Below are 12,641 nucleotides of genomic sequence, written 5' to 3'. Positions count from 1 at the left end.
CTAACCAAACCCTCCTGAAAGCAGACTGAAGATGACAAAGACAATCGCCGCAACCGCCGGCCGCAACGTGGTGGTCGTGGGTACCCAGTGGGGTGACGAGGGCAAAGGCAAGCTGGTCGACTGGCTGACCGAAAGCTCGCAGGGTGTGGTGCGTTTCCAGGGCGGCCACAATGCCGGGCACACGCTGGTCATCAACGGCATCAAGACGGCCCTGCACCTGATCCCCAGCGGCATCATGCGCCCCGGCGTCAAGTGTTACATCGGCAACGGCGTGGTGCTGTCGGCGGCCAAGCTGTTTGAAGAAATCGAAGGGCTGGAAAAAGCCGGTGTGGAGGTGCGTTCGCGCCTGCGCATCAGCGAAGCCTGCCCGCTGATCCTGCCGTTCCACGCGGCTCTCGACATTGCGCGCGAGACCCGCCGCGAAACCGGCGGCACAGTCAAGATCGGCACCACCGGCCGCGGCATCGGCCCGGCCTATGAAGACAAGATCGCCCGTCGCGCCCTGCGCGTGCAGGACCTCAAATACCCCGAGCGTTTTGCCGCCAAGCTGCGCGAGCTGCTGGACCTGCACAACTTCGTGCTGACCGGCTACCTGAACGCACCGGCCATCGAGTTTCAGCCGGTCTATGACGAAGCCATGCGCCATGCCGAACTGCTCAAGCCCATGATGGCCGACGTGTCGCGCGAACTCAACGACGCGCATGCCGAGGGCGCGAATCTGCTGTTCGAAGGCGCGCAGGGCACGCTGCTCGACGTGGACCACGGCACCTACCCGTTTGTCACCTCCAGCAACTGCGTGGCCGGCAACGCGGCCGCCGGCGCCGGTGTCGGCCCGGGCATGCTGCACTACATCCTGGGCATCACCAAGGCTTACTGCACCCGGGTGGGCGGCGGGCCGTTCCCGACCGAGCTCGATTGGGAAACACCTGGCACGCCGGGTTACCACATGAGCACCGTCGGTGCCGAAAAAGGCGTGACCACCGGGCGCAGCCGGCGCTGCGGCTGGTTTGACGCGGCCCTGCTCAAACGTTCGGCGCAGGTCAACGGCCTGTCCGGCCTGTGTATCACCAAGCTCGATGTACTCGACGGCATCGAGCAACTCGAGCTGTGCACCGGCTACGAGCTTGATGGCCACCTCACCGACATCCTGCCCATGGGCGCCGAAGAGATTGCCCGCTGCAAGCCGATTTACGAAACCCTGCCGGGCTGGACGCAAAGCACCGTCGGCGTGACCGACTACGACAAGCTGCCGGCCGCAGCCCAGCGCTACCTGCACCGCATTGAAGAGGTCACCGGCGTGCCCATCCACATGATCTCGACCAGCCCCGACCGCGACCACACGATCCTGTTGCGCCACCCCTTCGTGGCCTGAGTGCTTTTCCGCAGCGTTTTCAGTTAAATCGTGCGCCAGCCCAGTCGGGGCGGGCGCAACCAGCTATTGAATCAGGAGCATTTTCATGTTGACCGAAGACGGCAAGCACCTTTATGTCAGTTATGACGAGTACCACAACCTGATTGAAAAACTGGCGATCAAGATCCACCAGTCCGACTGGCAGTTCGACACCATCCTGTGCTTGGCGCGCGGCGGCATGCGGCCCGGCGACATCCTCTCGCGCATTTTCGACAAGCCGCTGGCCATCATGTCCACCAGCTCCTACCGCGCCGACTCCGGCACGGTGCAGGGCAACCTCGACATCGCGCGTTTCATCACCACGCCCAAGGGCGAGATCGCCGGCAAGGTGCTGCTGGTTGACGACCTGGCCGACACCGGCCACACCCTCAACGCCGTGATTCACCAGCTGCGCAACAACTACAAGCCGATCAGCGAGCTGCGCAGCGCTGTGATCTGGACCAAGGGTGTGTCCGCCTTCCAGCCGGACTACTCGGTCGAGTTCCTGCCGACCAATCCGTGGATTCACCAGCCCTTCGAAGGCTACGACGCGCTGCGCCCCGCGCAACTGATGGAGAAATGGAAGATTTAGACCCCCCACGTTCGCGCACTGCGTGTCGCTCTCTGCCCCCCGGAGGGGGCGTCAGGCCGTGATGTTGCATCTCCGGCCGCCGAGACTCACAGCGCGCTGAACAGCGTCGTGGCCCAGTCAACAAACACCCTGACCTTGGTGCTATAGCGCCGGCTTGGCGGGTACGCGGCATAAACCTGCACCGGATCGGGCCGCCAGCGCGAGAGGACAGGCACAAGCGCGCCCTGCTCAATCGCCGGCCGCACCATGAAATCGAGTGTGTGCACCAGGCCCAAACCGGCCAGACCGGTCGCCAGGTGGGCGCTGCTGTCGCTGACCAGCACGTCGTGGTTCACGCCCTCGAGCGTGATTTTCTCCCGGCCAAGCCGGAACCGCAGCGGCTGTGTCAAGCCGGTGCTTGCGGAGAAATAGCCCGCTACCGGCAGCTTCCGCTCGACGATGTCATTCGGGTGCAGGGGTGCGCCGTTCCGCGCCAGCCATGCCGGGCTTGCGCACGTCGTCCAGCCGAGAGTGCCAATCCGCCGGGAGATCAGGTCGGGATCGTCGGCAGTGTTGCGGATTGCGCAGTCGATGTTCCCAGCGATGAGATCGGCCGTGCGATCCGTGACACTGAGGCTTAGCTGGATGTCGGGATAGCGGGCCCGGAAACCGGGCAGTGCCGGAATGAGGATGCCGCTGGCTACCGCGGCCCCGGTGTCAATGCGTAGCGCGCCGCGTGGACTGGCGTGCGCGCGGCCGAGCGTCGCCTCGATGTCGTCGAGTTCGCTCACCAGGTGCCGGGTGCGCTCGTAGTAGGCCGCGCCATCGGTCGTCACGGTGACGCTGCGCGTGGTGCGCTCCAGCAGTTTCACGCCCAGGCGCGTCTCCAGTCCTCTGATCCACTTGCTCACCGTCGCGTTCGGTACATTGAGCGACTGGGAGGCCTGCGTAAAGCTCCCGGTTTCGACGACGCGGGCAAAAATGCGGATGGCTTGCAGATGATCCATGCGGGTTCCTGTGCCTGGATTATCTACCTATGTGGATAAAGTTCTTCATTTGACCGTCTTTATCTCCAAAAAGCTTGTCCGTAAACTTCAGGTATCGATCAACGATTCAGTACACCCTTCACTTGGAACATCATGACCTCACAAACCAATCTTCACCTCACAGAACAGTTCCTCCACAAGCTCGGTACCGGTGCCAGCGCCGAAGAGATCGCCGCGCTGTGCGTACCCGATCTCGACTGGAACATTCCGGGCGACAGTGGCGCGCTGCCCTGGATCGGCCACAAGACCGGCAGTTCGGCGATTGCCGACTTCGTCCGTGACACGCAGAACATGATCCAGCGCGAGAGCCTCGAGATCCATGAGGTGCTCGCGAGCGAGCAGCGCGCGATCATCCTCGGCCATCTTCGCAGCCGGATCACCGCGACGACCAGGCTGATCGACAGCCCCTTCGCCATCGTCCTCACGTTTTCGGGTGGCAGGATTGCGACCTTCCTGATGCTGGAAGACAGTTTCGCCACCTCGAACGCCGCGCGCCGCTGAACGGTATGGCGACTCCAGGGGAGATGTGTCCACGAGCGTCGCCATGCCCTGTTGCTCCCGGACGAAATCACCAGCCGTTAACATGGGCGCATGACCGACATGTCCACCCAGCTGATCCACCATTCCTACAAGCCGCCCGCCGGCTTCGAGGCTGTCAACCCGGCCATCCAGAAGGCCTCGACGGTCATCTTTCCGACGGTCGCGGCCTTGCGCCAGCGCGACTGGAAACACAAGACCGGCTACACCTATGGCCTGCACGGCACGCCGACCACCTTCACGCTCGAGGAACGCATCGCCACGCTGGAAGGCGGGCAGTTCTGCACCCTGGTGCCCAGCGGGCTGGCGGCGGTGGCGCTGGTCGACATGGCGCTGCTCAGGGCCGGCGACGAGGTGCTGATTCCCGACAACGCCTACGGACCCAACAAGACCTTTGCGCAGCATGAGCTCGCCGGCTGGGGCGTCCGTTTCCGTTATTACGATCCGATGCAGCCCGCCGACTTGGCCGCCAAACTGAGCGTCCAGACGCGCCTGGTCTGGCTCGAGGCGCCGGGCTCGATCACGCTGGAGTTTCCCGACCTGCCGGCGCTGGTGGCGGTGGTCAAGGCGCACGGCGACGTGCATCCGCAAGGCATCGTCACCGCACTGGACAACACCTGGGGTGCGGGCATCGCCTTCAATGCCTTCACGCTGGGCGCCGACATCTCCGTGCAGGCCCTGACCAAATACCCCAGCGGCGGCGCCGACGTGCTGATGGGCTCGGTCGTCACACGCAATGAGGCGCTGCACCACCTGGTGCATTTCTGCCATATGCGCGTCGGTTACGGCGTGGCCGGCAACGACGCCGAACTGGTGCTGCGCGGGCTGGGCAGCATGGCCCTGCGTTATGCCGCGCAGGACAGCGCCACGCGCACGCTGGCGGCCTGGCTGCAGCAGCAGCCGCAGATCGAGGCCGTGCTGCACCCGGCGCTGGCCGGCTCGCCCGGCCATGCGACCTGGCAACGCGACTGCAGCGCGGCGGCCTGCCTGCTGAGCATCGTGTTCAAGGCCGGCTACCCGCAAGCCGAGGTGGACCGCTTCTGCGACAGCCTGCAGCTGTTCAGGCTCGGCTACAGCTGGGCCGGCCCGATGAGCCTGTGCGCGCCTTATGACGTGCCGGCGATACGGACCACACCCTGGCCCTTCCAGGGCGGCCTGGTGCGGTTTTCGATCGGGCTGGAGGCAGTGGCCGACCTGCAGGCCGACCTGGCGAACGCGCTGGCGGCGATGCAGTACAGTTAGGACATATTCCTGAAGAAAGCACGCTGTGGCAACTCCCAATTATTCCTACGAAAAACGTCAGAAAGAGCTGGCCAAAAAGAAGAAGAAAGAAGAAAAGCTCAAACGCAAGGCCGAAGGCAAGCCGGACCTGCCCGATGACGACACGCCCGAAGGCGAAGACGGCGGCGGCACGCCCCCTCCGGCCAGTCCCGCCCCCTGAGCTAGCGGACACCGCTGAAAATTTGAATCAAATCGGGCACCAGCCCTTGATCCACCGGCGCAAACAGCTCTCTTTTTGATAGCTGATGCGGCCACCAGGCCCCGCAGGAACAGGCAGCTGTTCTTCCGGGGCCTGTTTGTTGGCGCCTGCGTTTCAGCCGGCCAGCATGCGGGCCGCGAGCTCGGCCATCGCCGCCGCCGTGTGGTCGCGAGGCGCGAGGACCCGGGCCGTTTCGTAGTGGCTGAAGTTGCGCCGCATCGACTGCAGGTACACCGGGTCGTAGTGCCGGACCAGCAGCTCGCGCACCACGGACGCCACGTCGCCGCTGCGCGCACGCGCCTGCCAGTCCTGCACAGTCTCCTTGCCGCGGGCCTCGGTCAGCGCGCCCAGGCGTTCGCAGAAAAACGCGATGTCCTTGACGAAAAAATCATAGTCCTCGAGCAGCAACGCGACGCGTTCGTCTTCGGCCAGGTCCAGCTGCAGGCAGAGGGCGGCGCGCATGGCGGCGATCAGGCCTTCGGGCACGGCCACATTACCGACCTTCTTGCTTTCGCTCTCGATGTAGACCGGGCGGGCCGGATCGAAGCTGCGCAGCGCGGCCCAGATCAGGCTGTCAAACGCCTTCTGGCTGGGCTGTGGCACGCCGGGGATCAGGCCCAGCACCGAGCTGCGGTGGTTGGCCAGCGCCTCCAGGTCCAGCACCTGCGCGCCCTGGGCCTGCAGGGCCTGCAGCAGCCGGGTCTTGCCGCTGCCGGTGGTGCCGCACACCACCTGAAAACTGTGGCGGGCGGCGAGTTGCGGCAGGTCGGCGACCAGCGCGGCCCGGAAGGCCTTGTAGCCGCCGTCCACCAGGGTCACCTTGAATCCGATCTGGTCCAGGATCAGCGCCAGCGAGCCGCTGCGCTTGCCGCCGCGCCAGCAGTAGATCAGTGGTTGCCATTCGCGCGGCTTGTCCAGCACCTCGCGCTGGATGTGGGTCGCAATGTTGTTGGCGACCAGCGCGGCGCCGAGCTTTTTGGCCTCGAACTGGCTGATCTGCTTGTAACGCGTGCCGACGATTTTTCGTTCCTCGTCGTTCAGGCTGGGCCAGTTGACGGCGCCGGGCAGGTGGTCTTCGGCGTATTCGCCTTCGCTGCGGGCGTCGATGATGGTCGAAAAGTCGGCAAGGCGGACCAGCGCCTCCTGCGCCGTGATGCGGTCGACGCTCACTTGAGGAGTTTTCTCAGTTCCGGCCAGACATTGGCCAGCATCAGCGGATGCGCCTGCTCATTGGGGTGAATGCGGTCGGCCTGGAACAGCCGGGTGGCATCGTCGGTGTCGCCCACACCCTTGAGCAGGAAAGGCACCAGCGCCGCCTTGCGGTCCTTCGCGACCTTGGCAAACAGGCCGGAAAATTTGGCCGCATAGTCGCTGCCGTAGTTGGGTGGCACCTGCATGCCCACGAGCAATACTTTGGCGCCGGCCTTTTGCGCCGCCTGCGTCATGGTGCGCAGGTTGCCTTCGGTCATGTCCAGCGGCAGGCCGCGCAGGGCGTCGTTGCCGCCCAGCTCGATGATGACCACGCCGGGCTTGTGCTGGCTCAGCAGGGCCGGCAGGCGCGAGCGCCCACCCGAGGTGGTGTCACCGCTGATGCTGGCGTTGACCACCCGGGCCGGGATTTTTTCGCTGGCCAGACGCTGCTCCATCAGCTTGACCCAGCCGCTGCCGCGTTTGAGGCCGTATTCGGCGCTCAGCGAATCGCCGACCACCAGAATCGTCGGGCCGGCGCCCGGAGCCGCCTGCGCCACGGCCTGGGCCCGCCCGTTCGGCGGCAATACCAGCATGAAAGTGCAGAGCATCAGGCCGAGCAGACCCGCGCGCCGCCCGGGCTTGGTAAAGTCAGGGCGATTGATTCCGAAAATATCCGACAAGGCTGGCATGTTTGAACCCGTTGTTTCAGTTTCTTCTGCGCCGTCCACCTTGGCGGCAGGGGCGGGAAACCGTTCCTCTTCAATTATTTCCGTCGAGCATGTTTTCAAGAGCGTGAGCGACTCGACGGGTACGCTGACCATTTTGCGCGATATTGATTTCGCACTTGCGGCCAGGGAGACTGCCGCCATTGTCGGTGCTTCCGGTTCCGGCAAAAGCACGCTGCTGTCCATCATCGCCGGGCTGGACACGCCCACCCAAGGCACGGTGCGGTTCGCCGGCCAGGACCTGTTTGCGCTCAGTGAAGACGACCGCGCGGCGCTGCGGGCCCAGAAGGTCGGTTTTGTGTTCCAGAGTTTCCAGCTGATGGGCAACCTCAACGCGCTGGAAAACGTCATGCTGCCGCTGGAACTGTCGGGCGCGAAGAATGCGCGAGCGCAGGCCACCGAGATGCTCAAACGTGTCGGCCTCGGTGAACGCCTGGGCCACTACCCCAAGGTGCTGTCGGGTGGCGAGCAGCAGCGCGTGGCGCTGGCCCGGGCCTTTGTGGTGCAACCGGCGGTGCTGCTGGCCGACGAGCCCACCGGCAGCCTGGACTTTGCCACTGGCGAAAAAGTCATGGCTCTGATGTTCGAACTCAACCAGGAACTGGGCACCACGCTGGTGCTCGTGACCCACGACCCCGCCATCGCTGCACGCTGCGAACGGCGCATCACGATCGAGGCCGGCCAGGTTGTTGCGACTTAGGGTGAAAACGGCCCGCAGCCTTTGTTTGACGTGCGTCAAGTGCTATAGATAAAGTAGCAGTTCAGGCGGGCGGATCTAGAGCTTTTGCATCGCCGCCAGAAAGCTGGCGCGGTCGGCCGGCCGGTCAATTTCGACCGCCAAGGCCTGCAACAGCGTCTCCAGCGCGGTATGCCGCGCCACTTCCTTCTTCACAATCATTTTCGCCAGCGGGCCGATGAACTGGCTCAATGCCCGCTCCAGTTGCGCGAGCTGCGCGTCGCTGAAGCAGGGGGAGGAGAGGGCCGATACCGGACCGCTGCGTGAACTCACGGGCAGACTGTGATCTGCGCGCGGCCGGCTGACGGGGTGGAGGGTGCCGGACCGGTCTGGCCGGCTGGCCGGATGGGGCACGGGCTGGGTCTTGTGGCTTTTGGGCTGTGTGAACAGCTGCCGCGCCGCTGGATCGGGAATCGACACCGCCAGCAGGTCGCGCAGGCCCTGGGCACTGACGGTGCGTGCCACGGCTTTGCTGACGAGGACTTTGGCCAGCGGCCCGATGCTTCTGGCGAGTTCGGCCTCGATCTCGGCCACTGCCTCGGGCGTCAGGGTGGCCAGCGCCGCGAACGAGGCGGTGTTTTCAAACCCGCTGCTCGCTGGCGCGACAGGCGCGGGCCGGGACGGCCGTTCCAGCACCGCATGGATCTCGTGTGAACGCAGGTGTTTGTCCAGGTGCGGACCCATGGCGCTGAACATGCCGGCAGCGTTGTCCATGATGCGCGAAATGACGTCGTGGTAGGCGCGCGAGACCACGATCTGGTTGGGCTGGGCAAAGTCCATGATGCGCTGGGCCACGTTGATGCCGTCGCCGACCACGCTGACACGCTGGTGGGCGTCCTGCACCATGCGCACCGGCCCCAGATGCAGCCCGATGCGTACCGCGAGCATCTGGCCGTACTTCTGCAGCAGCAGCCCGCGCAGCAGCAGCGCCGATTGCAGCGCCTCCTCGGGGTCGCCGAGAAAACAGATGGCGACGCCGTCGCCGGTGTCCATCACGATGCGCGAGGATTCGGCCACGCCCTTGAGCGCCTTGCCGACCAGTTCGTTGAAGCGCTCCCTGAGTGCCCTTTGCTGGTCCACCGGATGTTTCGGAGAGGCCACCAGATTCAGGAACATCACGGTGCCCAGCATGTTCCGGCGCAGCGCGCCGGCCGCCTGGGCTGGGGTCTGATGCTGCGGCCCCGCGCCGGGGACCGCGGGCGTGTGGCCGGCCGCGGGTGCCAGGCCGGCGGGTCGCGGGGCGACTTCGTCCAGCGCAGCCCGAAATTGCGCGACGTTCTGCGGCCGGCGGTCCTCCTGCGGGCTCAGCGCCCAGTCGATGGCGCGCAGCAGCGCTTCGCCGAACACCGCGGTATTGCCGATGTCCACCGCCCTGGGCATGGCGTCGTCCTGCACGCGTGCGGCGGACTCCACCGGTTTTTGCCCGGTGGTCATCCAGTACATCACCGCGCCCAGCGAATAGAGGTCGCTCCACGGCCCCTGGTTGCCCTGGCTGTGGTACTGCTCGAAGGGGGCAAAACCCGGGCTCACGATATTCGTCAGGTCGCGCCCGCCGGTGGTGCGGCGCGCGGCACCGAAGTCCAGCAGCACCGGCGTGCCGTCGGCGCGGATGTAGATGTTGTCGGGCTTGATGTCGCGGTGCAGGAAGTCCAGCTTGTGCACCGCCTCCAGGCCGTCCATCAGCGGATGGATCACCCGGAGCAGGCCAGCCTGGTCCAGCATCGGCTGGCACGCCAGCCAGCGTTTGAGCGGGTCGCCCGACTCGTACTCCATGACGATGTAGGCGGTGCCGTTTTCCCGGAAATAACGCAACACACGCGCGATGTTGGGGTGGCGAAAGGACGCCAGCGCGCGCGCCTCGTCGAGAAAACGCTCCAGCCCCCGGTGGAACTGCTGCTCGGCCTCGGGCACACGCACACATACCGAGAGGTCGGCTGCGCGGGAGGTCAGCTCGCCCGGAAAATACTCCTTGATGGCCACCGGCAGCTCGAGGTTGATGTCGCGCGCCAGGTAGGTGATGCCGAAGCCGCCGCCACCCAGCATTTTTTCGATGCGGTACTCGAAGACGGTGTGCCCCTCGGGCAGGGCGGCCGTGTCCGCGCCCGCCGCGTGGGGCGGGGTGACGGAGGCCGGCGCCAGGGCCATGTTCAGTGTCCCCGCTCTATCATCTGCATGGCTTTTTCGAGGCTGCGGCGCATGCGGTTGAAGGAGCTTCCGAGAACCGCGACTTCGTCGCGGCCCGCGTCGGAGAACTCCGGCACGTCGAAGTCCCCGGTGCTGACCTTGTCGGCCGCCAGCGACATGCGCCGGATGGGGCGCACGATCAGCCAGCTGAGCATCAGGTTGAGCGTGACAAACACCACGGCAAACACGGTGGCCAGGGCGGCCATGAAGGTCTTGAAGGTGCGGTCGGCCTTCAGGACCGGAATGTCCATCGGCACGGTCACCACCTGGGCGCCCACGATTTCATTGTGTTTCCAGCCAAAGCCATTGGCCTCGCCGTAGATCCTGAGCATGCTGGCGGGCGCCGCGGCCGGCACGCTGTGGCACTGCAGGCAGGCCGCGTTGGTGATCTGGATGGGCTTGGCGATGTACAGGAGGCGGCCGGTGCCGCCGGTGCGTTCCGACACCAGCTCCGTGGACTCGGCATTCTGGCGGAACTGCTGGACGATGTCGGCTTCCCAGTCGGTGGCGCGGTCGCGCGGGTTGGTCGGGTTCAGCGTGGCTTCCTTGTAGCCGTAATCGGGGTATTTTTTCTGGAGGTGGCCCAGGGTTTCGGTGGCGGCGTAGGCCGGCACGCTTTGCGGCAGGAACACGTCCTGGAGCTGCCTGTCCAGGTGCGGCTTGACCTGCTCGACGGTGTAGGCGCGCACGGACAGCGCCGTGTCCATCAGCAGGCGCGCATTGCGCAAGACCTCCTCACGTGCGTTGTCCTGCAGCAGCTGGCGCGAGACCAGGCCGGTGGCCGCAAAGCCGGCCAGAAAGACGATCACCAGTACCAGATTGAACTTGAGGCGTAAACCCATGAGGTCCCCAGTCGAAAAACATCCAAAAACATCTCGTTACCATTTTAGGCGGACCCTCCTGCCGCCCATCCCTTCAGCGACCCCTGCCGTCAGGACGCGGGTGGTGCAGCGATAATCCAGGGATGTCTTCTTCCCCCAAAGTTCTGTTCGGCTTCCATGCCGTCGGCGTGCGCATCAAAACCGCCCCGCAATCCGTGTTCGAGGTGTTTTTCGATGTGTCGCGACGCGACGCGCGCATGCGCCAGTTTGTCGATCGCGCCCGCGAGGCCGGCATCCGGCTGATCGAGTCGGACGGACTGCGGCTGGCCAAGATGTGCGGCAGCCACGGCCACCAGGGCGTGGTGGCGCGGGTCGATGCCGTACCGCAGGTCAAGTCGCTGGACGAACTGCTGGAACAGCTCGAGGCCGCCGGGGAAGAGTCGCCGCTGCTGCTGGTGCTCGACGGCGTGACCGACCCGCACAACCTCGGCGCCTGCCTGCGCGTGGCCGACGGGGCCGGCGCGCACGCGGTGATTGCACCCAAGGACCATGCGGCCGGCATCAGCGCCACGGTTGCCAAGGTGGCCAGCGGCGCCGCCGAAACCATGCCTTATTTCATGGTGACCAATCTGGCGCGCACCCTGGGGGAACTCAAGGAACGCAACATCTGGTGCATAGGCACCAGCGACGATGCGGAAAAAACCATTTACGACGTGGACCTGAAGGGCCCGGTGGCCCTGGTGCTGGGTGCCGAAGGCGAGGGCATGCGCCAGCTGACACGCAAGACCTGCGACGAGCTGGTCCGCATCCCGATGCGCGGCGCCGTCGAAAGCCTCAACGTGTCTGTGGCCAGCGGCGTCTGCCTGTACGAGGCCTTGCGCCAGCGCACGGCCTGAGACTGACCGCGGGTCCGGCCGGCACGTCCCCGCGCATGCCTCAGTCGGCCTTGAAGCCGGTGGCGGCGACGGCCTTGCCCCAGGTGACGGTGTCGGCGCGGATGATGCGCGCAAACTCGTCCCCGGTGGTGCCGGTGACGCGAAAGCCGGCATCTTCCATCTTCTGTTTGCCTTCGGGTGAACGAACCGCCTTCTGCACATCGGCGCTCAGGCGAGCCACGATGTCGGCCGGCGTTTTGGCCGGCGCCACGATGCCGAACCAGGACGTGAACTCCAGGGTGCTGAAACCCTGCTCCTTGATGGTGGGCACATCGGGCAGCAGGCCCGCGCGCGCCGGCCCGGTCGTGCCCAGCGCGGCCAGCTTGCCGGCCTTGACTTGGGGCGCGGCCAGTCCGACGCTGGCAAACACACCCTGCACATCTCCGCTGAAGAGACCGCCCAGGGCGTCGCCGGTGCTTTTGTAGTGAACCGGTTCCGGCTTGATGCCGATCGCCTCGCCGAACATGAAGGCGCCGAAATGCCCCGGCGTGCCGGCGCCGAAGGTGGCCATGAACAGGCCTTTCTGCTGTTTGGTCCAGTCCACAAACTCCTTGACGTTTTTGGCCGGCACTTTTTGCGGGTTCACCAGCAGCGCAAAGTCCGCGCTGACCACCTGGCTGACCGGAATGAAGTCCTTGACCGGGTCGTAGGGGAGCTTGTTGTAGCTGCTGGGCGCGATGCTGAGCTGGCCGGTCTCGCCCAGCATCAACGTGTAGCCGTCCGGTGTCGCACGCGCAGCCTCGGAGGCGGCAATCAGTCCGCCTGCGCCGGGCTTGTTGTCGACGATCACGCCCATGCCACCCCAGTTTTCCGACAGCTTCTGTGCCAGCAGGCGCGCCACGATGTCCGGTCCGGTGCCCGCCGGAAAGCCGACGATGATGCGAACCGGCCTGGACGGGAAGGCGGATTGCGCCTGAGCCGCTGCCCAAGGCAGCAGTCCGGCGGCGAGCAAACCGATGGCAAGAGCGCGGCGGGCTTTGGATGGGTTCGGGGTTGTCATGGTGTGTCTCCTGGTTGGAAAGATG

13 protein-coding genes are annotated in these 12,641 nt (G+C 65.4%); 7 read left to right on the top strand and 6 right to left on the bottom strand.

Annotated features, from left to right (window positions below; genetic code table 11):
* Positions 1-43 precede the first annotated feature (43 nt).
* Together AAG813_RS07140 and AAG813_RS07135 are read left to right on the top strand one after the other, a co-directional pair.
* Positions 44-1,372 (top strand): adenylosuccinate synthase, encoded by a 1,329-nt coding sequence (locus tag AAG813_RS07140; protein ID WP_341913554.1) that lies wholly within the window; start codon positions 44-46, stop codon positions 1,370-1,372.
* 85 nt (positions 1,373-1,457) lie between these two features.
* Positions 1,458-1,982, top strand: a complete 525-nt coding sequence (locus tag AAG813_RS07135; protein WP_096662533.1) for a phosphoribosyltransferase — start codon at positions 1,458-1,460, stop codon at positions 1,980-1,982.
* Between the two features lie 86 nt (positions 1,983-2,068).
* Here AAG813_RS07135 and AAG813_RS07130 read toward each other — a convergent pair whose 3' ends face one another.
* A complete protein-coding gene (locus AAG813_RS07130; protein ID WP_341913318.1) occupies positions 2,069-2,968 on the bottom strand; it encodes a LysR family transcriptional regulator in 900 nt (299 codons plus the stop codon).
* Positions 2,969-3,100: 132 nt separating this feature from the next.
* Here AAG813_RS07130 and AAG813_RS07125 point away from each other — a divergent pair, with 132 nt between their 5' ends.
* The 3 genes from AAG813_RS07125 to AAG813_RS07115 all read left to right on the top strand — a co-directional run bounded on the left by AAG813_RS07125 (position 3,101) and on the right by AAG813_RS07115 (position 4,985).
* On the top strand, positions 3,101-3,508 hold the full coding sequence (locus tag AAG813_RS07125) for a nuclear transport factor 2 family protein (RefSeq protein WP_341913315.1): 408 nt from the start codon (positions 3,101-3,103) through the stop codon (positions 3,506-3,508).
* A gap of 90 nt (positions 3,509-3,598) precedes the next feature.
* Complete coding sequence (locus tag AAG813_RS07120) at positions 3,599-4,786, top strand: PLP-dependent transferase (RefSeq protein ID WP_341913313.1); 1,188 nt, start codon at positions 3,599-3,601, stop codon at positions 4,784-4,786.
* Positions 4,787-4,811: 25 nt separating this feature from the next.
* Positions 4,812-4,985, top strand: a complete 174-nt coding sequence (locus AAG813_RS07115) for a hypothetical protein (RefSeq protein WP_341913311.1) — start codon at positions 4,812-4,814, stop codon at positions 4,983-4,985.
* A 153-nt stretch (positions 4,986-5,138) separates the two neighbouring features.
* On the opposite strand, the gene mnmH is transcribed toward AAG813_RS07115, so the two are convergent.
* Complete coding sequence (gene mnmH, locus AAG813_RS07110; RefSeq protein WP_341913309.1) at positions 5,139-6,194, bottom strand: tRNA 2-selenouridine(34) synthase MnmH; 1,056 nt, start codon at positions 6,192-6,194, stop codon at positions 5,139-5,141.
* On the bottom strand, positions 6,191-6,823 hold the full coding sequence (locus AAG813_RS07105; protein ID WP_341913551.1) for an arylesterase: 633 nt from the start codon (positions 6,821-6,823) through the stop codon (positions 6,191-6,193). Before AAG813_RS07105 ends, mnmH begins: the two co-directional genes overlap by 4 nt.
* Positions 6,824-6,902: 79 nt before the next feature.
* On the opposite strand from AAG813_RS07105, the gene AAG813_RS07100 reads away from it, so the two are divergent.
* Entirely contained in the window at positions 6,903-7,640 is a 738-nt protein-coding gene (locus tag AAG813_RS07100) for an ABC transporter ATP-binding protein (RefSeq protein WP_341913307.1), read from the top strand.
* 75 nt (positions 7,641-7,715) lie between these two features.
* Here the strand turns inward: AAG813_RS07100 and AAG813_RS07095 are convergent, their stop codons facing one another.
* Both AAG813_RS07095 and AAG813_RS07090 read right to left on the bottom strand, forming a co-directional pair.
* Positions 7,716-9,821: a protein kinase gene (locus tag AAG813_RS07095; RefSeq protein WP_341913305.1), complete on the bottom strand. Its 2,106-nt coding sequence runs from the start codon at positions 9,819-9,821 to the stop codon at positions 7,716-7,718.
* 2 nt (positions 9,822-9,823) lie between these two features.
* Entirely contained in the window at positions 9,824-10,702 is an 879-nt protein-coding gene (locus AAG813_RS07090; protein ID WP_341913303.1) for a DUF3365 domain-containing protein, read from the bottom strand.
* Between the two features lie 122 nt (positions 10,703-10,824).
* Between AAG813_RS07090 and rlmB the strand changes: the two genes are divergently transcribed.
* On the top strand, positions 10,825-11,577 hold the full coding sequence (rlmB, locus tag AAG813_RS07085; protein WP_341913300.1) for a 23S rRNA (guanosine(2251)-2'-O)-methyltransferase RlmB: 753 nt from the start codon (positions 10,825-10,827) through the stop codon (positions 11,575-11,577).
* A gap of 40 nt (positions 11,578-11,617) precedes the next feature.
* On the opposite strand, the gene AAG813_RS07080 is transcribed toward rlmB, so the two are convergent.
* Positions 11,618-12,616: a tripartite tricarboxylate transporter substrate binding protein gene (locus AAG813_RS07080; protein ID WP_341913298.1), complete on the bottom strand. Its 999-nt coding sequence runs from the start codon at positions 12,614-12,616 to the stop codon at positions 11,618-11,620.
* Positions 12,617-12,641 lie beyond the last annotated feature (25 nt).

This window comes from Polaromonas sp. YR568 (assembly GCF_943371715.1).
Taxonomy (GTDB): domain Bacteria; phylum Pseudomonadota; class Gammaproteobacteria; order Burkholderiales; family Burkholderiaceae_C; genus Polaromonas.
The sequence above is the reverse complement of the archived record's forward strand: the minus strand, read 5'-3'. Positions and strand labels throughout refer to the sequence as shown.